The following is a 25,975-nucleotide window of genomic DNA, read 5'->3' on the forward strand; positions in this document are numbered from 1 at the left end:
TCAACCGCCCCCAAGGGTATCCGCCCCTCCAAACGGTCCGCGCCCTCCTGCGCGATACGGCGGGAGGGCGCGGAATCACCGCAGGCGCGGGGGCCGCGGGCTCAGCCCAGCGCCGCTTCCAGGTCCCGTGCCAGCTCCGCCGCCTCCCCGTCCGGCAGCGGCGCGCCCTCGGGTCCGGTGACGTAGAAGGCGTCGACCGCGTTCCCGCCGAGGGTGCTGACGTGCGCGCTGCGCACCCGCACACCCGCGCCCTCCAGCGCGCGCCCGATCCGGTGCAGCAGTCCCGGCTCGTCCTGCGCGCGCACCTCCAGCACCGTGGCCAGGCGCGATCCGACGGGCGCGAGGGTCACCCGCGGCGGCGGGGCCTGCCCGCTGCGGCGGCGCACGCCCCGGTACGCGGCCTCGCGCTCGGCGAGGCGCGCGGGGATGTCCAGCGAGCCGTCCAGCGCGCGTACGAGATCGGCGCGCAGCCGCGCGGCCTGCGGCAGCGAGCCGTACTCGGCGGCCACCCGCCAGGTCAGCAGCAGCACCTGCCCGCCCCCTCCCCCTGGCCCGGGATCTCCCGTCACCGCCTCGGGCAGTGTCAGCAGCCGCAGGTCGGCGGCGCGCACGGTGAGCCGGTGCAGCGCGAGCACCCCGGCGGCGCACGGGAGGACACCGGGCTGGTCGGGCAGCGCGATGAGGAGCTCGACGCCGACGGGTTCGGGCACGGCCTCCTCGTACGGGGTCCCCGCCGGAGAAGCCTCCTGCGCGGCACCGCCCGGCGGAGCGCCCTCCCGCGCGCCCTCCTCGGTGCGCGCGTGCAGGGCGAGCACGGGGCCCCGGGTGCGCCAGGCCTCGACGGCGAGGCGTTCCTCCTCGGCGCTGGGCGCGAACTCCCCCGCGTACTCGCTCTGTTCCTCGGGCGACTCCCCCATCAGCACGGCCCCGACCCGTTTGACCAGGTCGGCAACCAGCGCGCCCTTCCACGACGACCAGGCGGCGGGGCCCGTGGCCAGGGCGTCCGCTTCGGTGAGCGCGTGCAGCAGCTCCAGGGTGCCCGCGCTGCCGACCCGTTCGGCGACCGCGCGCACCGTCTCCGGGTCGTCGAGATCACGCCGGGTGGCGGTCTCGACCAGCAGCAGGTGGTGCCGTACGAGGGTGGAGAGAACGGTCGTTTCCGCGGCCTCGAAGCCCATTCGCGCCGCGGCGTCCTTGGCGATGGTCTCGCCGGTCACCGAGTGGTCGCCCGGCCAGCCCTTGCCGATGTCGTGCAGCAGCGCGGCGACCAGCAGCAGGTCGGGCCGGTGCACGCGGCGCGCGAACCCGGCGGCGCGCACGGCGGTCTCGACCAGGTGCCGGTCCACGGTCCACAGGTGCACCGGGTTGCGCTGCGGCCGGCAGCGGACCCGTTCCCAGTCCGGGAGCAGCGCCCCGATCAGGCCCTCGGCCTCCAGCGCCTCCCACACCGGAACGGTCGCGGGGCCCGCGCCGAGCAGGGTCACGAACTCCTCCCGCGCCTCGGCGGGCCAGGGCACGGGGAGCGGCGCGCAGGCCGAGGCCAGCCGCCGCACGGCGGGCAGCGCCAGCGGGAGCCCGGCCTGCGCCGCGGCAGCGGCGGCGCGCAGCGGCAGTACAGGGTCGCGCTCGGGCCTGGCGGTGCGGGCCAGCGCCACCTCACCGTCGTGCGCGACCACGCCGTCCGCCAGCGGCGTGCGCTCCTGCGCGACGGCGCCGCCCCTGCCCCCGCGCCCGCCGGAACCGCCCAGGAGACCGCGCAGCCGCGGCCTGCCGGACCTGGCCCGCACGACGCGGCCGACCTCGCGCCAGGTGACGTCGGCCGCGTACGAGAGGGTGCGGGCCGCCTCGTACACCCGGCGCAGCAGCGCGTCGCCGCCCGCCAGGCCGAGGGCCTCGGCGACCTGGTCCTGGTCGTGGAGCGAGAGCCGCTCGGTGGCCCGCCCGGTGGTCAGATGCAGCGCGTCGCGCACGTCGAGCAGGGAAGAACGGGCGTTCTCCAGGCCCTGGTGGGGCGGGTCGGCGATCCAGGAGGCGGCGACGGCGCGCAGCGCTGTGGCGTCCCGCAGCCCGCCGCGCGCCTCCTTCAGGTCGGGCTCCAGCAGGAAGCGCAACTCGCCGTGCCGCGCGCCCCGTTCGGCGGCGAGCTCCCGGAGCGCGGGGAGCCGCCGGTGCGCCTGGGCGCGCCACTGGGCGAGGGTGCCGGTGCGCAGCGCGGCGGTCAGGTCCGGGTCCCCGGCGAGGTGCCGCGCGTCCAGCAGTCCGAGCTGCACCTTGAGGTCGTCCTCGGCGGCCTTGCGGGCCTGCGCCGTGGTGCGTACGGAGTGGTCGAGGGCGAGGCCGAGGTCCCAGACCGGGTACCAGAGCCGGTCGGCGAGCGCCGCGATCTCCTCGCGCGGGGCGCTGCCGTCGTGCAGGAGGAGCAGGTCGAGGTCGCTGCGCGGGGAGAGTTCGCCGCGCCCGTAGCCGCCGACGGCGATGAGCGAGACGCCCTCGCGGGGCGGCCCGAACAGTCCGGCCAGCCAGTCGTCGGTGAGCCTGGCCAGTTCGGCGCGGCGCGGCGGCCCGGCCGCGCCCTCGGTGAGGAGGCGCAGCCGGGCCGCCGGATAGCCGCCGGGTTCCGCGGCGGATGCCGCCGCGGCAGTGGGCTCCGCCTCAGCCGTGGTCTCCGCTTCCGTGCCTTCGGTCATGGGCGGTCCCAACTCCCGTGCGGTGGTGGTGCGTTGATCGCTGCGGCGCAGCCCGGCCGAGTCCTGCGGGGCCCCGCGGAGCCCCCGCGAGGCCCCGGGGCCCGTGGGGCTCAGAGCGCGTCGGGGCCGCGTTCGCCGGTGCGCACCCGTACGGCGGTGTCGACGGGGACGCTCCAGACCTTGCCGTCGCCGATCTTGCTGGTGCGGGCCGCGTTGACCACGACCTCGATGAGCTGCTCGGCGTCCTCATCCTCCGCCAGCACCTCGATCCGCACCTTCGGGACGAGGTCGACGGTGTACTCGGCACCCCGGTAGACCTCGGTGTGCCCGCGCTGGCGCCCGTACCCGCTGGACTCGGTGACGGTGAGGCCCTGCACGCCGAAGGCCTGGAGCGCCTCCTTCACCTCATCGAGCCGGTGCGGCTTGATGACCGCGGTGATCAGCTTCATGCGTCCACCTTCTTGTCCTTCGTCTCGCCCTGCCCGGCCTCGGCCGCGGGCCTGTCCTTGCCGGGCGCGGGCACGGCGCTGCGCGCCGAGGCGCCGCCGACGGCGCTGAAGTCGTACGCGGTCTCCGCGTGGAACGCCTGGTCGATGCCCGCGACCTCGTCGTCCTCGCTCGCCCTGAAGCCGACGGTGGCCTGGACGAGCTTGGCGAGCAGCCAGGAGACCACGAAGGAGAACGCCATCACCGAGAAGGCCCCGACGGCCTGCTTGCCGAACTGGGTGAGGCCGCCGCCGTCCACCGCGAGGAAGCCGACCAGCAGGGTGCCGATCACGCCGCCCACCAGGTGCACGCCGACCACGTCGAGGGAGTCGTCGAAGCCCAGCTTGTACTTGAGGCTGACGGCCCAGGAGCAGGCGGCCCCGGCGACCAGGCCGATGAGGATGGCGCCCATCGGGTTCACATCGGCGCCCGACGGGGTGATCGCGACCAGTCCGGCGACCGCGCCGGACGCGGCGCCCAGGGTGGTGAAGGCGCCGTGCCTGATGCGCTCGTACGCGAGCCAGCCGAGCATCGCGCAGGCGGTGGCGAGCTGGGTGTTCACGGCCATGGTGGCGGCGGTGCCGTCGGCGGCCAGCGCGGAGCCGGCGTTGAATCCGAACCAGCCGAACCACAGCAGTCCGGCGCCGAGCATGACCAGCGACAGGTTGTGCGGCCGCATCGGCTCCTTCTTGAAGCCGATCCGCTTGCCGACGACGAGCACGGCGGCGAGCGCCCCGATGCCGGAGTTGATGTGGACGGCGGTGCCCCCGGCGAAGTCGATGACCTTCATGTCGAAGAGCCAGCCGCCGTCGGCCCACACCCAGTGCGCGACCGGGAAGTAGACGACCGTCACCCACAGCGTGATGAACAGCGCCCAGGCGCTGAACTTCACGCGGTCGGCGAGGGCGCCGCTCATCAGGGCCGGGGTGAGGATCGCGAACATGCCCTGGAAGAGCACGAAGGCCAGCACCGGGATGCCGCCCTTCTCGGTCAGCGACTCGGCGTCGATGCCCTTGAGCCCGATGAAGTCGAGGTTGCCGATCACCCCGCCGGTGTCGGGCCCGAACGCCAGCGAGTAGCCGTAGAGCACCCACAGCACGGACACGATGCCGAGCGAGATGAAGGACATCATCAGCATGTTGAGCGCGCTCTTGACCCGGACCATGCCCCCGTAGAAGAAGGCGAGGCCGGGCGTCATCAGCATCACCAGGAACGCGCTGATCAAGACGAATGCGGTATCCGCGCCGTTCAATGGACGACTCCTCGCGGTAACGACCCGCGCGGGCGGGATCTGTGGCTGTCGGGAAGTGCGCCACACACTCCCCAAGCCCCGTTTCCTTCGGGGGCCGCCGGTGTTTCACCGCCGTGACGATGCCCGCGGGGGTGTTACGCGAGGATGAACCGGGGTCCGCGTACGGAACGGCCCCGCTACGCTCCGGCACACAACGGTCAAGGAATGGCAAAACCGGACAGCGCATCGACTTCGTACACGGGACCGCCCACGGAATCCGCAGGTGCCTCGCACGGGACCGGCCGCGGCCCGCCCGGGTGGCCTGCAGGCGGGGGAGCCGAGTCGGGCGTCAGGGGCGGGTCCGCGGCCGGAGTACGGGGGCGGCGCGCGGCTCTCAGCCCGCCAGCGCGGCCTCGCCCTGCGGCAGTTCGCCCGCGAGCCGCTCGCTGAGCCGCTCGACCTCGGCCACGTGCCCGTAGTCCTGCACGGCGTCGGCCGCGGTCTGCCGCAGCCGGGTGTTGACCCGCTCCGAGCGCAGCCGCTTGGCCACGGTCATGGCCTCCTCGGCCCGGCACACGCAGTCGGCCGGCTCCTTCTGGAGCAGGTGCACGCTGGCCATGCCGATCAGATTGAGCGCATACGACCGCTGGTGGCCGCCGCCCTCGGCCTCGGCCGCCTCCTTGCGGAACAGCTCGACGGCGCGCTCCATCGCGGGCCGCGCCAGCGAGGCGTACGCGGGGCTGCGGCCCGAGGAGTAGGCGAGGTCCCGATAGGAGTGCGCGGTCTCCGCGCTGAGCTCGGCCTCGGAGAAGAAGCCGATCCAGTCCGGGTCGGCGTCCCCCGGCTCCACGTCCTCGAAGGTCTCCTCGGCCATCCGCACGGCGCGCTTGGTCTTGCCCGGCTGGCCCATGTTGGCGTAGGCGCGGGCCTCCATGGCGTAGAGCATCGCCTGCGTACGGGAGGTGGCGCTCTCCCTGCTGCCGTACTGCGCGAGGTGCACCAGCTCCAACGCGTCGTCGGGGCGCCCGAGATGGACCATCTGGCAGCCCATCTTGGCCAGCACGAAGGAGCCCAGCGCCCGGTCACCGGCCTCCTTGGCGGCGTGCAGCGCGAGCACGAAGTACTTCTGCGCGGTGGGCTGGAGCCCGACGTCGTAGCTCATCCACCCGGCCAGCTCGGCGAGTTCGGCGGTGACGCGGAAGAGTCTGCGCGCGACCGGCTCGGCGTGCGACTCCTGGAGCAGGTCGGTGACCTCGTGGAGCTGCCCCACGACCGCCTTGCGCCGCAGCCCTCCGCCGCACTGCGCGTCCCACTGCCGGAACATCACGGTCGTCTGCTCCAGCAGCTCCAGCTCCGGCACCGAGAGCTTCGCCTGCCGCCGCCCGGCACCGCGCTGCGGGGGCAGCGCCGTGACCCCGGTGCCCTCGGGCGCGCTCCCGGGCTCCCCCGGGCCCCCCGGCGGCGGCACCAGCCACCGCTGCATCGGCTCGATCAGCGCGGGCCCGGCGGACATGGCGAGCGAGGTGCCGAGGAAGCCGCGGCGGCCGAGCATCAGGTCGCTGCGCGTGAACTCGTTGATCATGCTGACGGTCTGCGGCCCGGCCCAGGGCAGGTCCACCCCGGAGGCGGCCGGGGACGGGCGGGCCGGGCGCAGCCCCAGGTCCTCGACCGCGACCACGCAGCCGAAGCGCTCGGAGAACAGCTCCGAGAGGATGCGCGGAATCGGCTCGCGCGGCTGCTCGCCGTCGAGCCAGCGGCGTACCCGAGAGGTGTCGGTGCTGATGTGGTGCGCGCCGAGCTGGCGGGCCCTGCGGTTGACCTGCCGCGCGAGCTCGCCCTTCGACCAGCCGCTGCGCAGGAACCATGAACTCAGCTGCTCATTGGGGCGCTTGTCCGCCTCGCCCATCGCACAATCCCCTTAACCGGGCCGGCGATCCGGCCGCCGTGACGCCTTGCCTCCGGCATACCCGCGACACCGAATCTCACTCCGCCATGTGCACCGAAAGTAATCCTACGATCACGGCCTCCGCGAGGGGCATTTCAGAAACGCCACCATTCGCCACCCCTTCGAATGAACCCCTGTGCGCGGCAACACGATTCACTTGACGCAGGACACGAGGCAGCGCGGCAGACCCGTACTTGCGTACTCGATCACTGTCCGCAGCGCCGTCGTAACCATCGGCACACGGGACCCGTTGGAGGGAGCATGGGCTTCACGATCGGCGCCATCGGCGGTCTCAGCGGCATCCGGGAATTCCGCGAGCTCAGGCCCGGTTCCCGGAGGCGCAGCCGCGTTTCGGAGTACACGGCTGTCGCCGAGTACGCGAGTCTCTGGCGCTGGCCCGTTCTGCCCGGCGCACGCGCCGCGCGTTCCCCCCGCAACTCCTCCCCCGCCGAGTGCTCCTGCGGCGCGGCGCGATGTCCCGCACCCGGCGCGCATCCGCTGGAGGGCGCCCCCGAGATTCCTCCGGGCGCCACCCTCGACGAGGTGACCGACGCCTGGTCCCAAGTGCCGGGCGCCGCGGCCCTGTTGCCCACCGGGCGGGCCTTCGACGTGATCGAGGTGGAGGCCACAGCCGGGCACCGCGCGCTGGTCAGGCTGGAGCGCATGGGGCTGCCGCTGGGACCCGTGGCGGTGGCACCGCACGGGCGCGCCTGGTTCCTGGTGGCCCCCGGCGCCGCCGCCGAGCTCCCCGAGCTGCTCTACCGCATGGGCTGGGACGACGCCCGCCTCGACCTGCGCGGACTGGGCGAGGGCGAGCACATCACGGCGCCGCCCTCCGACCTCGCCGGGCTCGGCCCGGTCCGCTGGCTGCGGGAGCCGACGCTGGAGGCCGCGGCCCGCCCGCCGCAGGCACGCCTGCTGCTCGGCACCCTCGCGTACGTGAGCCACCGCTCGGCGGCGGCCTGAGCACTCCGCGACCCGCCCCGCGGCCCGTGACCCGCGCCCGGAAAACCGGAAACCGGGAAGCCGAGAAACCGCCTCAAGCCACCCGCACCCACATAAGCGCGCCCCGCCCCATCTGCACCATGGGGCGGGGCGCTCGGTCTGACAGGGACCGCTGGGCGGTCCCGCGTAACGTGCTCACCCGGCCGCGCTCACTCGCCCTCGATGAGGGCGTCCACGAACGCCTCGGGCTCGAAGGGCGCCAGGTCGTCCGGGCCCTCGCCGAGGCCGACGAGCTTGACCGGTACGCCGAGTTCGCGCTGCACCGCGACGACGATGCCGCCCTTGGCGGTGCCGTCGAGCTTGGTGAGGGCGATGCCGGTGATGTCCACGACCTCGGCGAACACCCGCGCCTGCACCAGGCCGTTCTGCCCGGTGGTGGCGTCCAGCACGAGCAGCACCTCGTCGACCGGGCCCTGCTTCTCCACGACGCGCTTGACCTTGCCGAGCTCGTCCATCAGGCCGGTCTTGGTGTGCAGCCGGCCCGCGGTGTCGATCAGCACGACGTCGGCGCCGGCCTCGGTGCCCTGCTTGACCGCGTCGAACGCGACCGAGGCGGGGTCGCCGCCCTCGGGGCCGCGCACCGTGTGCGCGCCGACCCGCTCGCCCCAGGTCTGCAGCTGGTCGGCGGCCGCGGCGCGGAAGGTGTCGGCCGCGCCCAGCACCACCGACTTGCCGTCCGCGACCAGCACCCGGCCGAGCTTGCCCGAGGTCGTGGTCTTGCCGGTGCCGTTGACCCCGACGACCAGGACGACGCCGGGGCGGTCCACGGCGCCCTGGGTCTCGGTGTGCACGGTGCGGTCCATGTCCGTGCCGACCAGGGTGAGCAGCTCCTCGCGCAGCAGGGCGCGCAGCTCCTCGGGGGTGCGGGTGCCGAGCACCTTCACGCGCTCGCGGAGACGTTCCACCAGCTCCTGGGTGGGCTGGACGCCGACGTCGGCGGTGAGGAGGGTGTCCTCGATCTCCTCCCAGGTGTCCTCGTCCAGGTGCTCGCGGGAGAGGAGGGTGAGCAGGCCCTTGCCCAGGGAGTTCTGCGAGCGGGAGAGGCGGGCGCGCAGCCGCACCAGGCGCCCGGCCGAGGGCTCCGGCGTCTCGATCGCGGGCTTCTCGGGGGCCGCGGGCTCGGCCTCGGCCGGTGCCTCCTCGGCCTCCGGCAGAGTGACCTCTTCGATCCCTCTGCGGGATGCTTCGGGTTCGGCGTCGGCCTCCTCGCCGACGTGCGGTTCGACGGGGGGCGCCGTGGTGGTCTCCGCAGCGGGCCGCTGCTCCTGCTCGACGGCCTTCTTCTTGCGGCCGCTGATCACGAGCCCGCTGATCGCGACCAGCGCGACCACGGCGATGACTACAACAAGGATGACGGTTTCCATAGCCCGTCCAGTATCCGCCACCGTCAACCGTTTCCCGTCACCCGCCGCCCGGCCCGTACGAGGTCCTCGCGGGAGCCCGTACGAAGTCCTCGCGGCAGCCCCCGTACGAGGTCGTCACCCGGGTGCGCGCATACGGGCAGCCGCCCCGGTCCGCGGGTGCGGGCCGGGGCGGCTGCGGTGCCGAGGAGAGGGGCAGCGGGGGTTTAGCCCATCTCCTCCAACGCCTTGCCCTTCGGTTCCGGAACCCACTTGAGCAGGAAGGGAATCGAGAGCAGGGCGAAGACCGTGTAGATCACGTACGTCACCGACAGGTTCCACTCCGAGAGGCTCGGGAACGTGGAGGTGATGACCCAGTTGGCGATCCACTGCGCCGAGGCGGCGATGCCGAGCGCGGCCGCGCGGATCTTGCTGGGGAAGATCTCGCCGAGCAGCACCCAGACGACCACGCCCCACGAGGCGGCGAAGAACAGCGTGAAGGCGTGCGCGCCGACCAGCGCCACCATGCCCTGGAGGTCGGGCAGGTGGACCTTCTCGCCGCTGCCGGTCTTCGCGGAGAAGGCCCAGGCGACGGCGGCCAGCGAGACGGCCATGCCGGCGGAGCCGACCAGCGCGAGCGGCTTACGGCCGACCCGGTCGACCAGGAGCATCGCGACGACGGTGCCGACGATGTTCACGATCGAGGTCGTGAAGGAGTAGAAGAAGGAGCTCTCCGGGTTGATGCCCACGGACTGCCACAGCGTCGCCGAGTAGTAGAAGACGACATTGATGCCCACGAGCTGCTGGAACACCGAGAGCCCGATGCCGATCCAGACGATCGGCAGCAGCCCGGCCTTGCCGCCGAGCAGGTCGCGGAAGGTGGACTTGTGCTCGCTCTTCATGGCGTGCTGGATGTCCGTGATGCGCCCCTCGATGGGCGCGCCCTTCCCCTCGACGCGCAGCAGCACCTGGCGGGCCTTCTCCTCGCGCCCGGCCGAGATCAGGAAGCGCGGGGACTCGGGGATCACGAAGGAGAGCAGCAGGTAGGCGACCGCGGGGATCACCATGATCCCGAGCATCCACTGCCAGGCCTCCAGGCCGAGCATGGTGTTGCGGTCCTTGCCGCCCGCGAGGTTCAGGATGCCGAAGTTCACAAGCTGCGAGACGGCGATGCCGAGCACGATGGCGCCCTGCTGGAAGGAGGCGAGCCTGCCGCGGTACTTGGGCGGCGCGACCTCGGCGATGTAGGCCGGGCCGATCACCGAGGCCATGCCGATGGCGACGCCGCCGAGCACCCGCCACAGCGCCAGGTCCCACAGCGCGAAGGGCAGTGCGGAGCCGACGGCGCTGACGATGAAGAGCAGCGCGGCCGCCTTCATGACGGGTATCCGGCCCACCTTGTCGGCGACCCGCCCCGCGAAGGCGGCGCCGATCGCGCTGCCGATCAGCGCGGCGGCGACGACCTGGGCCAGCAGTGCCGGGCCCGCGTCGAACCTGTGCTGGATGGCGCCGACGGCGCCGTTGATGACGGAGCTGTCGTAGCCGAAGAGGAAGCCGCCCATCGCGGCGGATGCGGTGATGAAGACGACGCGGCCGAGCGGTGCCCGGTACTCCTGCGGCCGGGGCGGCGCTGCCTGCACAGTGCTGGTCAAGGTGCTCTCCTGCGGTGCCCGGCCTCACTGCCGGACTCGGGTACGTCACCTTCCAGTGGTGCACGGCAGAGCGCGCCACCGGTTGAAGGTAAAAGCGACGTTGCCGAGACTAAGCCTTCAAGTTTCTAAGTCAATAGGTCGAAGCCGATCTGTTTCCGGCAGGTGTACGCGAGTGCTGGTTCAAGGACTGAAGAAGCGAAGTCGCCGCGGAGGAGGAGAATCCTCAACTCAGGCGCTGTGAAATGACCTTGGAGACGCCGTCGCCCTGCATGGAGACGCCGTACAGCGCGTCGGCGACCTCCATGGTCCGCTTCTGGTGGGTGATCACGATGAGCTGGGAGCTCTCCTTGAGCTCCTCCATGATCCGGATCAGCCGCTGCAGGTTGGTGTCGTCGAGCGCGGCCTCGACCTCGTCCATCACGTAGAACGGGCTGGGCCTGGCCTTGAAGATCGAGACCAGCAGCGCGACCGCCGTCAGCGAGCGCTCGCCGCCGGAGAGCAGCGAGAGCCGCTTGACCTTCTTGCCCGGAGGACGCGCCTCCACATCGACGCCGGTGCTGAGCATGTCGTTCGGGTCGGTCAGCACGAGACGGCCCTCGCCGCCCGGGAAGAGCCGCGCGAAGACGCCCTCGAACTCGCGCGCCGTGTCGTGGTACGCCTCCGTGAAGACCTGCTCCACGCGCTCGTCCACCTCCTTCACCACTTGAAGGAGGTCGGCGCGGGTCTTCTTCAGGTCCTCTAGCTGCTCGCTGAGGAACTGGTGGCGCTCCTCCAGCGCCGCGTACTCCTCCAGCGCCAGCGGGTTGATCTTGCCCAGCTTCTGGTAGGCGCGCTCCGCCGCCTTCAGCCGCTTCTCCTGCTCGGCGCGTACGAAGGGCACCGGCTTGTTGCGCGGGTGCTCGGGGTCCTCCGGGAGTTCCTCGCCCTCGGCCGGAGGGGACGGCGGTACGGGCTGGTCGGGGCCGTAGTCGCGGACAAGACCCGCGGGCTCGACGCCCAGCTCCTCCAGGGCCTTGGCCTCCAACTGCTCGATGCGGAGCCGCTTCTCGGCGCCCAGCACCTCGCCCTTGTGCACCGAGTCGGTGAGCTTGTCCAGCTCCTCCTTGAGCTCGCGGCCCGCCGCGCGCTCGGCGCTCAGCGCCTGCTCGCGCTCCGCCTTCGCCCGCTCGGCGGCCTCCCGCTCCTCCTGCGCGCGGACGAGGGAGACCTCGATGTGCGCCAGCAGCTGCCGGGCCCCGGCCGCCACGGCGCCCGCCACCTCGGCCTCGTACCGCATCCTGGCGCGCCGCTCCTCCGCCCTGGCGCGGGCCTCCCGCTCGGCGCGGGCCGCGCGGTCCAGCGAATCGGCCCGTCCGGAAAGGGACTTCACCCGCTCCTCGTGCGTACGGACCTGGAGGCGGGCCTCCATCTCGGTCTGCCGCGCGTTGGCGCCGTCGGCCGAGAGCCGGTCGCGCACGGAGGTGTCGGGCTCGGCCTCCTCCTCGTCGGCCGTCTCCTCCGCGACGGCCAGCCGCTCGGCCAGCTCCTCGGCCTCGGCCTCGGCGCGCTCGTACGCCTCCTCGGCCTTGGCCACGGCGGCGGAGGACCGTTCCGCCTCGCCCTGCGCGCCGCGCGCCTGGCCGCCGAGCTGCCCCAGGCGCCCGGTGATCCGGTTCTTCTCCTGGTCGGCCTCGCCGCGGCGTGCCGCCAGCTCCTCGGCCTTCGCGGCGCTCTGGGCCCGGCGCTCCTTGGCCTCCTCCAGCGCCGTGGAGAGCCGCTCGCAGCGGGACTCCAGTTCGGCCAGCTCGGCGGCGGCCTCGTCGACGGCGGCCTGCGCCTCCAGCAGGCTCGGCGCCCCGGCGGAACCGCCCTGCGCGAAGTGCGCGCCGAGCAGGTCGCCCTCCTCCGTGACAGCGGTCAGCCCGGGCCGGGCGCGCACCACGTCCTCGGCGTCCTCCAGCGTGCCGACCACCACGGTGTCCCGCAGCAGCCAGCGCACGGCGCCGGTCAGCTCCTCGGGCCCGCGCACGAGGTCGGCGGCCCAGGGCCGGCCGTCCGGCGCCGGCTCGGTGTGCTCGGCGCCCTGCGCACCGGAGCCCTCGCGGGAACCCAGCAGCAGCGCGGCCCGGCCCCCGTCCTGCTTGCGGAGCAGCCGCAGGGCCTCGGCCGCCGTGCCGGGGTCGGACACCGCGACCGCGTCAGCCGCCGCACCCAACGCGGCGGCCACCGGAACCTCGTACCCGGACGTCACGGTGAGCAGCTCTGCCGCGGGCCCGAGCAGGCCGGAGAGCTGGTCGCCCGCGTTCAGCAGGGCGCCCGTGCCGTCCTTGCGCCGGAGCCCCAGCGCCAGCGCGTCGTGCCGGGCCGAGGTCGCGGCGCGCTCCCGCTCGGCCGAGGTCAGCTCCTCGCGCGCGGTGTTCAACACGGCGTCGGCCTCGGCCAGTTCGCGCTTGGCCTCCTCGTGCCGCCCGGCCAGCTCCGAGTCGTCCGACTCCAGCCCCTCGGCCTCGGCCTGCAGCTCCTCGTACTCCCGCTGCGCCGCCTCGGCGCGCTCCCGCGCCTCGTCCCGCGCCGTCGCCAGCCGCTCGATCTCCGCCTGCGCCGAGGCCGCCCGGCTGCGGGCCGCGTTGACCTGCCCGTTCAACCGGGCCAGGCCCTCCCGCCTGTCGGCGAGGGCGCGCGCCGCGTCCTTGAGCCTGCGCTCCTCCTCCTGCAACTGGCGTTCCAGGTCAGCGCGGTGCGAGACGGTGTCGTCCAGCGCACGCGAGGCCGCCTCCAGCGCGGCCTCCAGCTCCGCCTCCTGCTCCCGTACGCGCTCGGCCTCCCGCTCCAGCTCCTCCGGATCACGGCCGCGCCGCTCCTCCTCGGGAGCCGCGCCGGCGTGCTGTACGCGCTGGTCGGCGAGGCCCACGGTGCCCCGCACCCGCTCGGCGAGCTGGGAGAGTTCGACCCAGGTCGCCTGGGCGCGCTCCAGCCGCGGAGCCAGCGTGCGCACCTCCTGCTCCAGGGCCGCCTCGCGCCGCTGCGCCTCCTTGAGCTGCGCCTCGACCGTCTCCTTGCGCTCCTTGAGCTGCGCCTCGTCGGCGACCTCCGCCTTGAGTGCCTCGCGCAGCGTGACCAGGTCGTCCGCGAGCAGCCGCAGCCGCGCGTCGCGCAGGTCGGCCTGGATGACCTGCGCCTTCCGCGCCACGGCCGCCTGCCGGCCCAACGGCTTGAGCTGCCGCCGCAGTTCCTCGGTCAGGTCCTGTACGCGCGAGAGGTTGGCCTGCATCGCGTCCAGCTTCCGCAGCGCCTTCTCCTTGCGCTTGCGGTGCTTGAGCACGCCCGCGGCCTCCTCGATGAAGGCCCGGCGCCCGGCGGGGTCGGCGTGCAGTACGCCGTCGAGCTGGCCCTGCCCGACGATGACGTGCATCTCGCGGCCGATGCCGGAGTCGGACAGCAGCTCCTGGATGTCCAGCAGACGGCAGGTGTCGCCGTTGATCTGGTACTCGCTACCGCCGTTGCGGAACATGATCCGCGTGATCGTGACCTCGGCGTAGTCGATGGGCAGCGCGCCGTCGGCGTTGTCGATGGTGAGCGAGACCTCGGCCCTGCCGAGCGGCGGGCGCCCGGTCGTGCCGGCGAAGATGACGTCCTCCATCTTGCCGCCGCGCAGCGACTTGGCGCCCTGCTCGCCCATCACCCAGGACAGGGCGTCCACGACGTTGGACTTGCCCGAGCCGTTGGGCCCCACGACGCACGTGATGCCGGGCTCGAAGCGCAGCGTCGTCGCGGAGGCGAAGGACTTGAAGCCCCGTACTGTCAGGCTCTTGAGGTGCACGCCGTCGGACTCTAGTCCACGGCGCGCCCGGAGTCGGCCCACGCCCCGCATGCCGCGCCCGCCGGAGCGTCCGGCGCGGTTTCACCGCGGGACGCGGGGGGCACATCAGACGGTAACGAGACGTCAGGAGGCCGGAACCGCCCGGGAATTCGGCGAGCGGGACGCGACGAGAGCACCTCGGGAGAGAATCCGAAGACTTCCGGAGCCCCGGACACAGAGCTCCGGAAAGAAGACCGGAAACGACGAAGGGACGCCGTAGCGTCCCTCGCAGGTTTCCTTTGCGGTGGGTGCGCTGCACCGCCGCCCAGAGGGGCGATCAGGTCAGCGCGGGCTCCGCATTGGGTACGTCGATGCCTTCGAGCACCGTGTCCTGGTGCCGGGCTGCGGCGGCGAGAGCGTCGTTCTCCGCCTGGATCCGTACGATTTCGGATTCCAGGTCCTGAACGCGCTGCTGAAGCCGTCGCATCTCGGCAAGGACTCGGGGGTCGGAGCCGCCGACGTAACCGAGAAGCGCCTTTGCCATGATGGATGGTCCTCCACAATGAGTGACCGACCGGAACGGTGGTGGGTCATGAGGGATCGCACCCGTCTGCTCTGAACTTGTTTCTCAGCGTCAAACAGCTCAGGTGCGCGGGGCTTCCAGAGTCTCACCAAAAGGGGGGCCGGTCAACACGATCACACCCCGGGAGCACGGGCCGCATCTGCTCGACGGCTTCGGTGCCGGAGGCGGCTGCCCGCGGGGGCGCAGTGATCATCTATGGCGTGTTGTTGCGGCAGCCTTGCACGCCGGGGACGGAAAGGCAACCGGTTCAGGATCACCGGATGGCGAAGCCGTCGTAGCCACCCCGCGGCACGTCCCAGATTTCCGTGACACCGGCGACCTGGCCTGGTGTGTCGCCGTCCCGCAGCCACTCCAGCAGCTCCTCGCAGCGGGCACGCGGACCCTCCGCGACCACCTGGACCCGGCCGTCGCCGAGGTTCAGCGCGAAGCCGTCGAGCGCGCCGATCCGCAGCGCGTTGGCGCGGGTGAACCAGCGGAAGCCCACACCCTGCACCTGTCCCCGCACCCACGCGGTCATCCGGGCTCTGTCCTCGGGTCCGCCGGGGTGCTCGGCACCGCCGGGGTTCGTCGTCCTCGCAGCCATGTCACGCACGCTATCCGGACATTTCTTCGGGAGGCACATCCGCCTCCGCCGTCATGCCGTACAGTCCCGCACCAACAAGCCTCACTCGTACGGATTTCCTCACAGACGTGTCCGTTGCGTGGAGGCGTCATGACCGTCGAGCGAGCAGGGTGAGGGAAGCAGAGATGGGCCGCCATCGACGCGTGACCGCAGCTCCCGTGGAGACAGCCGGCGCAGCCGACGCGGGGGACGGCAGAACCCACGACCACGGCAGCCACGGCGGCCACCGGAGCCACAGGGGAGGCCGCGCGAAGGGTTCCCGCGGCGCGGCGCCCGCGCGCACCGGGCTGCTGGGGGCCTCGGCCGCGATGGCCATGGGCGCCGTCGCGGTGGCCTCCGGGCTGATACCCGGCGTCGGGGGCGGTTTCGGGCTCGCCCCCGGGGAGGGCAGCGGTCCCGTGCGGGCCGACGGTCCCGAGGGCCCGGCGGGCGCGCAGGGGGCGCCCGCCTCGCTCTCGCCCACGCCGGAGGGGCGCGGGGGTGCGCAGGAGCCGAGCCGGGATCAGCGGCGCACGGACATGCCGGAGCACTCGGCCTCGCGGGGCGCCGAGCGACCCTCCGGCGGCCCCTCGTCCGCGAAGCCTTCACATTCCTCGCCGCCGGCTTCACGGGGCGGCGGCTCCGCGCACGAGGGCGGAGGGAGGGGCAACGACCGGCAGGGCGGCGGCAGTTCCTCGCCGGGCTCCGAGGCCGGGAGCGGGAGCTCCTCCTCGGACGGCTCCGGGCAGAACGGCACGCGCAGCGCCGAGCACGAGGTGCTGAAGCTGGTGAACGAGGAGCGCGCCGACGCGGGCTGCCCGCGGGTGCGCGCTGACTCCCGGCTGGCCGGGCTCGCCGAGGACTTCAGCGAGGACATGGCCGTACGCGGCTTCTTCGACCACGTCTCACCCGACGGCGACAACCCCTGGCAGCGCGCGGAGAAGGCCGGGATAAAGGACCTCGGCGGGGAGAACATCGCCAGGGGCCAGGCCGACGCGCGGTCGGTGATGGACTCCTGGATGAGCAGCCCGGGCCACAAGGCGAACATCCTCAACTGCGAATACCGCACCCTCGGCGTCGGCACCCACTACGGCGCGGGCGGCCCGTGGTGGACTCAGGAGTTCGGCTTCTGAACGAGCCCGTCGGTGGCCCCGGTCGGCCGCGCGGTGCTCGCCGGCCGCGCCGTGCCCGTCGACCGCGCGGCCCCCGTCGACCGCGCCGGGCGCGGAACGCGCTGGCAGCGGGGGCAGAAGTAGCTGGAGCGGTTCATCCAGGGACGGCGGCGCAGCGGCGTACCGCAGCGGCGGCAGGGCTCGTCCTCGCGGCCGTAGGCGTCCAGCGAGCGGTCGAAGTAGCCGGATTCGCCGTTCACGTTCACGTAGAGGCTGTCGAAGCTGGTGCCCCCGGCGGCGAGTGCGGCGTTCATCACATCCCGGACGTGGCCGAGGAGTTCGGCGGTACGGGGGCGGGTGAGGGTGGCCGTCGGGCGGTCGTAGTGGAGCTTGGCGCGCCACAGTGCCTCGTCCGCGTAGATGTTGCCGACGCCGCTGATCAGCGACTGGTCCAGGAGCGCGCGCTTCACCGTCGTACGGCGGTGGCGCAGCGCGGTGTGGAAGGCGGCCTCGTCGAAGGCCGGGTCCAGGGGGTCGCGGGCGATGTGCGCGATCACATCGGGGACGCCCTCGGGGCTGTCGGGGTGCAGCGAGAGCCCGCCGAAGGTGCGCTGGTCCACGAAGCGCAGCTCGCCCTCGCCGGGGTCGGTGAAGGCGATGCGGATGCGCAGGTGCCTCTCGTCGGGCGCCGAGGCGGGCTGGATGAGGAGCTGGCCGCTCATGCCCAGGTGGGCGAGCACGGAGTGGCCGGTGTCGCCGAGCGGGAGCCACAGGTACTTGCCGCGGCGGTGCGGCGTGCCGAAGGCGTGGCCGCGGAGCCGGTCGGCGAAGTCGGCGCCGCCGGCCGCGTGGCGCCGCACGGCGCGCGGGTGCAGCACCTCGACGTCGGCGATCTCGCGGTGCGCGGCCCAGCGGACCAGGCCGAGGCGCACGGACTCGACCTCGGGGAGCTCGGGCACGGTGTCCTCCGGAGGTCGAGCGCAGAGCGGCCGCCCACGGAGCGTGGGCGGCCGTTCCTGCGTACGGGGTTACTTCTCGGCGTTGGTGCGGATCGCGTGCCAGGCGGTCTCGGCCGCCTGCTGCTCCGCTTCCTTCTTGCTGCGGCCGGTGCCGGTGCCGTACGCGACACCACCGACGCGGGCAGCAGCCGTGAAGGTCTTCTCGTGGTCCGGACCGGTCTCGCTGACCGCGTACTCCGGGACCCCGAGGCCCTCGGCGGCCGTCAGCTCCTGGAGGCTGGTCTTCCAGTCCAGGCCGGCTCCGAGGTTGGACGACCTGTCGATCAGCGGGTCGAAGAGCCGGTGCACCAGCTCGCTCGCCGCCTCCAGGCCGCGGTCGAGGTAGACCGCGCCGATCACGGCTTCGAGGGTGTCGGCCAGGATGGAGGCCTTGTCGCGGCCTCCCGTGCCCTCTTCACCGCGCCCGAGGCGGATGAAGGAGCCCAGGTCGAGACCCCGCGCGACCTCGGCGAGCGCGCGCGAGTTGACCACCGCGGCCCGCAGCTTGGCGAGCTGGCCCTCGGGGAGGTCCGGGTGTACCCGGTAGAGCGTGTCGGTGACGACGAGGCCGAGCACCGAGTCACCGAGGAACTCGAGCCGCTCGTTGGTGGGCAGCCCGCCGTTCTCGTACGCATACGAGCGGTGCGTCAGCGCACGCACCAGAAGGGCGGACTCGAGTTCATACCCGAGCCGCCCTTCCAGGAGCGTGTGCGACGAGGCCGCGTCCACCAGATCCGCCTGTGCCGCCTGCTTGGGCGTGGGCGCTTCTGACATGGAGCCTGTCACCAGCCGATCAGACCTCGAGGACCTGACGCTTGTTGTAGGTGCCGCAGCTCGGGCACGCGATGTGCTGCTGCCTCGGCTCCTGGCAGCGCTCGCACGTCACCAGAGTGGGGACCGCAGCCTTCCACTGCGACCGGCGGTGGCGCGTGTTGCTGCGCGACATCTTCCGCTTCGGAACAGCCACGGCTACTTCTCCTGTGAGTCATCCCCGGCGTCGCGGGGCACGTCCTTCTCGCCGTCCTTCATGGTTTCGGCGAGTTCCTGCAGTGCCGCCCACCGGATGTCGACGGCTTCTTCATGGTGGTGGTCCGGGTCGTCCGCCAGGCGTGCCCCGCACTCGGGACACAGGCCAGGGCAGTCCTCCCGGCACACCGGCTGCAACGGCAGTGAGAGCACCACCGCGTCTCGCAGCACCGGTTCGAGGTCGAAGAGATCTCCCTCGAGGAAGAGGGTGTCCTCCTCCTCGGCGTCGTCGCCGGGCTCCGCCTTCTCGCGGCCCCGGTCGTCGGCGTCGGGGTAGGAGAACATCTCCTGGAAGTCCGCCACGCACTCTCGCGTGAACGGCTCCAGACACCTTACGCACTCCCCCTTGAGCGGTGCACGGACGGTGCCCGTAACGAGCACTCCTTCCATGACCGACTCCAGACGGAGGTCGATTTCCAGCTCCGCGTCGTCCGGCACCCCGATGAACTCCACGCTCATGTCCCCCGGTGAGGGCACCGTGCGGGACAGCCGCTTCATCGCACCAGGACGCCGCTCCAGCTCGCGTGTGTCGAACACGAGAGGCGCGCGGTGGTCGAGGGGGGCGTTCAGGGCTTCCTGCTTTCATCGTGGGGCTCGCCGCCCGGCCTTGGGGCTTCCGGGCAGCCGTCATCGCGGGCATACGCGTGACCGAAGAGCCAGGATACGTCACCGTCTCCCACAGGCCCAATCCGCCCGGGGACCGCGGGCCCGGGCCCGGCACACGGGGCCCGGACCTCCCCGCCGCAGGGGCCGCGGGACCGCTCAGCGGCCCTGGCCGTACCCCTGCTCCTGCTCGTACCGCCGCACCTGGTCCAGGTCGATCATGCTGGTGTCGAAGAGGCTGGTCTCGTCGAGCTGCTGCGTCCCGGGCTGCGGGTACACGGGCTGCTGCAGGGGCTGCTGCGGCTGCTGGTACGCCATCGGGTCCTCGTACATCTGCGGCTGCTGCGGCTGCGGCTGTTGGCCCGCGAAGTAGGGGTCCTGGGCGAACTGCGGGTCCTGCCCGTAGGGGAGCTGCTGGCCGTACGGGTCCTGCTGCGGGAACTGGGGGTAGCCGTAGGGGTCCTGCGGCATGGGGGGCTGCTGCGGGTCCTGGTACGGCATCTGGCCCGGGTAGGCGGGGTTCATCGGGGCCGCGTACGGGTCCGCCGAGGCCGCAGCCGGCTGCCACTCGGGCATCTGCTCGGGCATCTGCGGGGGCGGCGGCATCTCCTCGGGGTGCTGGGGCGGGGCAGCATGCTGCACGGGGACCTGGACCTGCTCGGGCTGCGCCTGCTCGGGCTGCGCCTGCTCGTGCTGCGGGTCCTGGAGCGCGGAGAGCTGGGCCAGATAGCCCGCGTCGTCGTAGTGCGTGGAGCCGCCGTCCTCCGCGCCGTCCAGGTAGTCAGGGAGCTCGTCGGCGGGCTGGCGGCCGAGGAGCTTCTGCCGGCCGCGCCCCGCCGCCTCCAGGGTCTTGGCCAGCACCGCGGCCACCGAGCCGAGGCGCGCGTCCACGTACTGGTCGGCGCGGCGGCGCAGCTCCTGCGGGTCGGTGGTGCGCTCGGGGGCGTCCTCGGCGAACTCCTCGTTCCACTCCTCGGCGCCGGGTCCGGCGCCGAGGAGCTTCTCGCGGCCGCGCTCGACCGAGCCGATGGTCTTGCTGAGCACGACCTCGAAGTTGGCGAGCTTGCTGTCGACGTAGTCGTCGGCCTCGGCGCGGATCTCCTCGGCCTCCGTACGGGCCTGCGCCAGGATGCGGTCGGCCTCCTCCTGGGCGCTGCGCGCGATCTCGGTGCCGGAGACCAGGCTGCCGCGCTCGGACTGCGCCGAGTCGATGATGCGCTGGGCCTCGGCCTGCGCCTCGGCGACCATCTGCTCGCGGCCGCCGAGGAGTTCCTGCGCCTCGGCGAGCGATCCGGGCAGCGCCTCGCGCACCTCGGCGAGCATGGCGAGCAGCTCGGCCCGGTTCACCACGCAGGAGGCCGACATGGGCATGGAGCGCGCGTTGCCGACGGCCGCCACGATCTCGTCGAGTTTCTGCTGAACGTCCACGGAGGCGACTGTACGGCCCGGAGCGCACCGTTCGACACCTGATGCCGCAAGCCGGACTCCCGCACGCGGCCGGGCGGTTGGCCGGTGCGGCCCTATGCCCGGGTCAGGACTGCCCGAGCTTCCCGGCGAGCTCGCGCTGCACGGGCCCGGGCACCAGGTGGGAGACGTCGCCGCCCCAGGTGGCGACCTCCTTGACCAGGCTGGAGGAGAGGAAGCTGTAGGTGGGGTTGGTCGGCACGAAGAGGGTCTCGACGCCGGAGAGGCCGTTGTTCATCTGGGCCATCTGCAGCTCGTAGTCGAAGTCGCTGACCGCGCGCAGCCCCTTGACGATGGCGGGGATGTCGCGCTCCTTGCAGAAGTCGACGAGCAGGCCGTGGAAGGCCTCGACCTCCACGTTCCCGAATCTCTCGGTGACCTCGCGGATGAGGTCCATGCGCTCGTCGACGGTGAACAGGCCCTGCTTCGATTTGTTGATCATGACGGCGACGTGCACGGCGTCATAGAGCTTGGAAGCGCGGGCGATGATGTCGAGGTGGCCGTTGGTGATGGGGTCGAAGGACCCCGGACAGACTGCGCGGCGCACTGGCGTTTCCTCGCTCTCCGGACGAACGGGCTGGTCGGTCAGCATGACTCGTGAGTAACTTCCTCTGCGGCGGCGTGACCGTACCAGAGCGTCCCCTCGCCGTAGCGCCGGGACCTGATCCCCTCGTACCCCTCCGGCCAGCGGAATTCGCCGCCCCTCGTGCTCCGCTCCACGGTGGCCAGCGCCCCGTCGGCGAGCCAGCCCCCGGCACGGAGTGTGAGGAGGATCTCGCGCAGCTCCTCGTCGGTGACGGCGTACGGAGGATCGAGGAAGACCACGTCGTACGGCTCACCCGGCGGCGGGCCCGCGAGGGTCTGCGCGGCCTTCCCCGTGCGCACCTCGGCGCCGGGGAGGCCCAGCGCGCGGACGTTCTGCTGGACGGTGCGGGCCGCGCGCTGGTCGGCCTCGACGAGCAGGACGTGGGCCGCGCCGCGGGAGAGGGCCTCCAGGCCGACGGCGCCCGAGCCCGCGTACAGGTCGAGCACCCGGGCGCCCCGCCAGCCAGCCGCGCCGCCGAGCTGCGCCTCCCAGCTGGAGAACAGTCCCTCGCGCGCGCGGTCGGACGTGGGGCGGGTGCCGGTGCCCGGCGGCACGGTGAGGCGGCGTCCCCCGGCGGCGCCGGCGATCACGCGGGTCATGGGGTCGGGTCCTTTGCGGTCGTACGCAGCAGCCTTGCGGAAAGCAGCGGCCTTACGGAAAGAGCATCCCATGGCGCCTGTGGGGGCGCCGAACGCCCGTGCCCAGGCGCTCCGTTCCCGTACGGCCGCCCCGCGCGGGCCCGGTGCGGCGCTCAGCCCTTGTCCAGATAGCCCTCCCGTTCCTCGTCGAGGAGGGCGGCGAGCGCGGTGCGCAGCTCCGGCATGCCCTCCAGCTCCGGGTCGGCGGCGACCAGGGCCGCGGCCTCCTCGCGGGCCGCGGCGATCACGTCCTCGTCCTCGATGACCTGGAGCATCCGGAGCGAGGAGCGCACCCCGGACTGGGCCTGGCCCAGCACGTCGCCCTCCCGGCGCTGCTCCAGGTCGATGCGGGAGAGCTCGAAGCCGTCCTGAGTGGAGGCGACGGCGGCGAGGCGCGAGCGCGCGGGGCTGGCCTCGGGCATCTCGGTCACCAGCAGGCACAGCCCGGCGGCCGCGCCACGGCCCACCCGGCCGCGGAGCTGGTGGAGCTGGGAGACGCCGAAGCGGTCCGCATCCATGATCACCATGACGGTGGCGTTGGGGACGTTGACGCCGACCTCGATCACGGTGGTGGCGACCAGCACGTCCACCTCGCCCGCGGCGAAGCGGCGCATCAGCGCGTCCTTGGCCTCGGGCTGCATCCTGCCGTGCAGCGCCTCGACCCTGAGCCCTTGCAGGGGGCCGCCGTTCAGCTGCTCGGCCACCTCCAGGACCGCGAGCGGCGGGCGCTTCTCCGCGGCGTCGGCGCCCGCGTCGTCGGCCTCCTCGGGGAACTGCTCCGCCGCGCCCTTCTTGCCGCCCTTTCCGCCCTTGCTGCCCTGCTCCTCCTCGTCGCCGATGCGGGGGCAGACGACGTACGCCTGGTGACCGCCCTGCACCTCCTCGCGTACGCGCTCCCACGTACGCGCGAGGAAGTGCGGCTTGTCGGCTGCCGGGACGAGGTGGCTGGCGATCGGGGACCTGCCGGCGGGGAGCTGGTCGAGGACCGAGGTCTCCAGGTCGCCGAAGACGGTCATGGCGACCGTGCGGGGAATCGGTGTGGCGGTCATCACCAGCAGGTGCGGCGGCTGCTGCCCCTTGGCGCGCAGGGCGTCGCGCTGCTCGACGCCGAACCTGTGCTGCTCGTCCACGACCACCAGGCCCAGGTCGTGGAACTCGACCTTGTCCTCGATCAGCGCGTGCGTGCCGATCACGATCCCGGCCTCGCCGGTCACGATGTCCAGCAGCGCCTGGCGGCGGGCCGCGGCGCCCATCGAGCCCGTGAGCAGCACCACCTTGGTGCCGTGCTCCGCGCCGCCGAGCATCCCGCCCTCGGCGAGCTCCCCCATCATCTCCACGATGGAACGGTGGTGCTGCTGGGCCAGCACTTCGGTGGGGGCGAGCATGGCGGCCTGCCCTCCCGCGTCCACCACGGTGAGCATGGCGCGCAGCGCCACCATCGTCTTGCCGGAGCCGACCTCGCCCTGGAGCAGGCGGTGCATGGGGTGTTCGGTCGCGAGGTCGCCGAGGATCTCGCCGCTGACCTTCTCCTGGCCCTCGGTGAGGGTGAAGGGCAGCTTGGCGTCGAAGGCGTCCAGGATGCCGCCGGGCACCGGCTCGCGCGGCCTGGCCGGCTCCTGGGTCTCGGCGAACCTGCGGCGGGCCAGGGCGACTTGGAGCACGAACGCCTCGTCCCACTTCAGCCGGGCGCGGGCTTCCTCGATGTCCTGCTTGCTGCGCGGCCTGTGCACCTTCTCGAACGCCTCGGGCAGCGCGATGAGTCCGCGCTGCTCGCGGATCGAACCGGGCAGCGGGTCGGTCAGGCCGGCCCAGCCCGTGGCCTCCATCGAGGTCAGCACGGTCTGCACGGACTGCGCGAGGGTCCAGGAGGCGATCTGGGCCGTGGCCGGATAGATGGGCAGGAGCCTGTTGGCGAACGCGTCCACCGCGCCCGCCACGTCGCCGGCCCCTGATCCCGCTCCCGCGCCCGGCTCGGGGCCTGTGCCCGGGTCGAGCAGCTCGTACTGCGGGTGGGCGAGCTGGCGGCGGCGGTTGAAGACGCTGACCTTGCCCGCGAACATCGCGCGGCGGCCGGGGATCAGGTCGCTCTTGGGCCTGTACGCCCCCTTGCCGAAGAACACGAGCTGGAGCCGCCCGCTGCCGTCGGTGATGGTCACCTCGAGCCGCTGGCCCTTGCCCTGCCGGAACTTGAGCATCTCGGCCTTCTCGACCTGTGCGACCACCGTCACATGCTCGTCGAGCGGGAGGTCGGAGAGCGCGGTGAGCCTGCCGCGCTCCTCATACCTCCGGGGATAGTGGTGCAGGAGGTCGCCGACCGTGTGCAGGTCGAGGTGCTCGGCCATCACCTTGGCGGTGTTGCCTCCGAGCACCTTCTTGAGGGGCTCCTTGAGCGGTTCCTTGGACGATTCGTCGAGCGCAGGCACGCGTCCCATTGCACACCATGGGTGTGACAACGGCGGTCATCCGGGACGCCGGACGCCCTCCCCCGTGCGGCAAGTGCCCCTATTCGACGCCGACGAGCAGGACGGGTGCGCTCTGCCGCCCGTCGTACACGACCGTGTCCACGGCCAGGTGCGCGCGCCGCACGTGCTCCTCCAGGCGCTCGGCGAGCCCCGCCTCCGCGCCGGAGCCGAGCACCAGGGTCACCATCTCGCCGCCCGCCGCGAGCATGCGCTCCAGCACGTCGGTCGCCACCTGCCCGACGTCCGTGCCGATCACCGCCACGTCGCCGTCCACCAGGCCCAGCACGTCGCCCGCCTGGCAGATACCGGCCATGGTCCACGACTGCCGCTCAGCGACGGCCACTTCGCCGTACCGGGTGGCGCCGGCCGCCGCGGTCATCGCCACCACGTCCTCGTCGAACCCGCGGTCCGGCTCGTGCACCGCGAGCGCCGCGATGCCCTGTACGGCGGCCCTGGTGGGGATCACGGCGACCCGCAGTCCCTCGGCCCGCGCGAGGCCCGCGGCGTGCACGGCCGTGGCGCGCAGGTCGGGGTCGTTGGGCAGCAGCACGGCCTCCGGCGAACCGGTCGCGTGCAGCGCGTCCAGCAGCGTCTTCGCGTCGGTGCCGCCCGCGTCGGGGCAGCCGCCGGTCCCGTGGGCGCCGGGCGCGACGCGTACGACGGCGGCGCCCGCCTCCCGGCAGAGCTCCGCGAGCCCGTCGCCCGCCACGACCGCGACCACGGAGCGCGCTGCGGGCGTGGTGGTCGCGGGGGCCCCGGCGCATGCCCCGACCGCCGTGGCGCCCGGACCCGGGAGGTGGGTGATGCGGATGCGGTGCGGGTGGCCCGCCGCGATGCCCGCCTCCACCGCGGCGCCGGCGTCGTCGGTGTGCACATGGACGCTCCACAGCGCGTGACCGCCGCCGATCACGAGGGAGTCGGCGCCGGGCAGCGCGTCCAGCGCCTCGCGCAGCGCGCCCAGGGCCTCCTCGCCGGCGTCGAGCAGATACATCACCTCGTACGAGGGCGAGGCGGACGGCGGAGCGGGCGCGGGGACCGGAGCTTCGGCCCGCGCACCGTTCGCGGACCCGGCCCCGTTCACGGACCCGCCACTCAGCGGCTCGGCGCTCGCCGCCACCTCCCCCGACAGCGCCCGCGCCAGCGCCCCCAGCACCAGGGTCAGGCCGCGGGCGCCCGCGTCGACCACCGACGAGCGGGCCAGCACGGGGAGTTGGGAGGTGGTCGCGGAGAGCGCGGCGCGTGCGGCGGCGTCGGCGGCGTACGCCACGGCCCGCACATCGCCGCCCTCCCCCGCCGCGCGCTCGGCCGCCTCGGCCGCCGCTGCCGCCACGGTGAGCATCGTGCCCTCGACGGGGTGCGCCACGGCGGCGTACGCGGACCCCGCCGCCTCCCGCAGCGCGCGGGCGAGCCGGGCGCCGGGCGACTCCGGGGCTTCCAGGGCACCCGCGCTCCCCTCACCCGCGCTCCCGCCGTCCGACTCGGCGAGTCCGTACAGGAGTTGGGCGAGGATCGTGCCGGAGTTGCCGCACGCGCCCAGCAGCGCGGAGCGCGCGAGGACCGCGAGCGGATCGGCGGCGTCGGGCTGCCCGTCCAGGCCACGGGCCCCGGCGTCGAGGGTGCGGTAGAGGTTGGTGCCGGTGTCGCCGTCGGCGACGGGGAACACGTTGATCGCGTCCAGCGCCCCGCGCTCCTCCCGCAGCGCCTCCAGCGCCAGTGCGCACCAGTTCCGTACCGCGGCGGAGTCGAGCGGGAGCGGCACGCGGTGACCCTCCTTCGGT

General features: G+C 73.1%; 20 protein-coding genes. 2 read left to right on the plus strand and 18 right to left on the minus strand.

Annotated elements, in window-relative coordinates; translation table 11 throughout:
• Positions 1-101: 101 nt before the first annotated feature.
• The 4 genes from ABEE00_RS33660 to nsdA all read right to left on the minus strand — a co-directional run bounded on the left by ABEE00_RS33660 (position 102) and on the right by nsdA (position 6,310).
• Positions 102-2,687, minus strand: a complete 2,586-nt coding sequence (locus tag ABEE00_RS33660; protein ID WP_345749591.1) for a [protein-PII] uridylyltransferase — start codon at positions 2,685-2,687, stop codon at positions 102-104.
• A gap of 110 nt (positions 2,688-2,797) precedes the next feature.
• Positions 2,798-3,136 carry a P-II family nitrogen regulator gene (locus tag ABEE00_RS33665; protein WP_345749592.1) on the minus strand — a complete coding sequence of 113 codons (339 nt, stop codon included), beginning with the start codon at positions 3,134-3,136 and terminating at the stop codon, positions 2,798-2,800.
• Positions 3,133-4,425 (minus strand): ammonium transporter, encoded by a 1,293-nt coding sequence (locus ABEE00_RS33670; protein ID WP_345749593.1) that lies wholly within the window; start codon positions 4,423-4,425, stop codon positions 3,133-3,135. Before ABEE00_RS33670 ends, ABEE00_RS33665 begins: the two co-directional genes overlap by 4 nt.
• Before the next feature lie 373 nt (positions 4,426-4,798).
• Positions 4,799-6,310: a transcriptional repressor NsdA gene (gene nsdA / locus ABEE00_RS33675; RefSeq protein ID WP_345749594.1), complete on the minus strand. Its 1,512-nt coding sequence runs from the start codon at positions 6,308-6,310 to the stop codon at positions 4,799-4,801.
• A 300-nt stretch (positions 6,311-6,610) separates the two neighbouring features.
• Here nsdA and ABEE00_RS33680 point away from each other — a divergent pair, with 300 nt between their 5' ends.
• Complete coding sequence (locus ABEE00_RS33680) at positions 6,611-7,315, plus strand: bifunctional DNA primase/polymerase (protein ID WP_345749595.1); 705 nt, start codon at positions 6,611-6,613, stop codon at positions 7,313-7,315.
• A gap of 188 nt (positions 7,316-7,503) precedes the next feature.
• On the opposite strand, the gene ftsY is transcribed toward ABEE00_RS33680, so the two are convergent.
• The 5 genes from ftsY to ABEE00_RS33705 all read right to left on the minus strand — a co-directional run bounded on the left by ftsY (position 7,504) and on the right by ABEE00_RS33705 (position 15,224).
• Positions 7,504-8,718, minus strand: coding sequence for a signal recognition particle-docking protein FtsY (gene ftsY, locus ABEE00_RS33685; RefSeq protein ID WP_345749596.1), 1,215 nt, complete (start codon positions 8,716-8,718; stop codon positions 7,504-7,506).
• Between the two features lie 203 nt (positions 8,719-8,921).
• Positions 8,922-10,346: a sugar porter family MFS transporter gene (locus tag ABEE00_RS33690; protein ID WP_345749597.1), complete on the minus strand. Its 1,425-nt coding sequence runs from the start codon at positions 10,344-10,346 to the stop codon at positions 8,922-8,924.
• 223 nt (positions 10,347-10,569) lie between these two features.
• Positions 10,570-14,145 (minus strand): chromosome segregation protein SMC, encoded by a 3,576-nt coding sequence (gene smc / locus ABEE00_RS33695; RefSeq protein WP_345749598.1) that lies wholly within the window; start codon positions 14,143-14,145, stop codon positions 10,570-10,572.
• Between the two features lie 316 nt (positions 14,146-14,461).
• Complete coding sequence (locus ABEE00_RS33700) at positions 14,462-14,668, minus strand: hypothetical protein (protein WP_345749599.1); 207 nt, start codon at positions 14,666-14,668, stop codon at positions 14,462-14,464.
• A 292-nt stretch (positions 14,669-14,960) separates the two neighbouring features.
• Positions 14,961-15,224 (minus strand): acylphosphatase, encoded by a 264-nt coding sequence (locus ABEE00_RS33705; protein WP_451918738.1) that lies wholly within the window; start codon positions 15,222-15,224, stop codon positions 14,961-14,963.
• A 248-nt stretch (positions 15,225-15,472) separates the two neighbouring features.
• Between ABEE00_RS33705 and ABEE00_RS33710 the strand changes: the two genes are divergently transcribed.
• Positions 15,473-16,441 (plus strand): CAP domain-containing protein, encoded by a 969-nt coding sequence (locus ABEE00_RS33710; protein WP_345749601.1) that lies wholly within the window; start codon positions 15,473-15,475, stop codon positions 16,439-16,441.
• Here the strand turns inward: ABEE00_RS33710 and mutM are convergent.
• From mutM to ABEE00_RS33755, 9 genes are all read right to left on the minus strand, one after another.
• A complete protein-coding gene (gene mutM, locus ABEE00_RS33715) occupies positions 16,423-17,379 on the minus strand; it encodes a bifunctional DNA-formamidopyrimidine glycosylase/DNA-(apurinic or apyrimidinic site) lyase (RefSeq protein WP_345749602.1) in 957 nt (318 codons plus the stop codon). The genes ABEE00_RS33710 and mutM overlap by 19 nt on opposite strands.
• Before the next feature lie 69 nt (positions 17,380-17,448).
• Entirely contained in the window at positions 17,449-18,192 is a 744-nt protein-coding gene (rnc, locus tag ABEE00_RS33720; protein WP_451918735.1) for a ribonuclease III, read from the minus strand.
• A gap of 19 nt (positions 18,193-18,211) precedes the next feature.
• A complete protein-coding gene (gene rpmF, locus ABEE00_RS33725) occupies positions 18,212-18,385 on the minus strand; it encodes a 50S ribosomal protein L32 (RefSeq protein WP_143649538.1) in 174 nt (57 codons plus the stop codon).
• Between the two features lie 2 nt (positions 18,386-18,387).
• Positions 18,388-18,942, minus strand: coding sequence for a YceD family protein (locus tag ABEE00_RS33730; RefSeq protein WP_345749603.1), 555 nt, complete (start codon positions 18,940-18,942; stop codon positions 18,388-18,390).
• A gap of 264 nt (positions 18,943-19,206) precedes the next feature.
• On the minus strand, positions 19,207-20,475 hold the full coding sequence (locus tag ABEE00_RS33735; RefSeq protein WP_345749604.1) for a cell division initiation protein: 1,269 nt from the start codon (positions 20,473-20,475) through the stop codon (positions 19,207-19,209).
• Positions 20,476-20,578: 103 nt separating this feature from the next.
• Positions 20,579-21,058, minus strand: a complete 480-nt coding sequence (gene coaD / locus ABEE00_RS33740) for a pantetheine-phosphate adenylyltransferase (RefSeq protein WP_345749605.1) — start codon at positions 21,056-21,058, stop codon at positions 20,579-20,581.
• Positions 21,059-21,096: 38 nt separating this feature from the next.
• Entirely contained in the window at positions 21,097-21,696 is a 600-nt protein-coding gene (rsmD, locus tag ABEE00_RS33745; RefSeq protein ID WP_345749606.1) for a 16S rRNA (guanine(966)-N(2))-methyltransferase RsmD, read from the minus strand.
• Between the two features lie 152 nt (positions 21,697-21,848).
• Entirely contained in the window at positions 21,849-24,167 is a 2,319-nt protein-coding gene (recG, locus tag ABEE00_RS33750; protein WP_345749607.1) for an ATP-dependent DNA helicase RecG, read from the minus strand.
• A 70-nt stretch (positions 24,168-24,237) separates the two neighbouring features.
• A complete protein-coding gene (locus tag ABEE00_RS33755; RefSeq protein ID WP_345749608.1) occupies positions 24,238-25,956 on the minus strand; it encodes a DAK2 domain-containing protein in 1,719 nt (572 codons plus the stop codon).
• Between the last annotated feature and the right edge of the window lie 19 nt (positions 25,957-25,975).

This window comes from Streptomyces odontomachicola, assembly GCF_039605595.1.
In the GTDB taxonomy this organism is placed as follows: Bacteria; Actinomycetota; Actinomycetes; order Streptomycetales; family Streptomycetaceae; genus Streptomyces.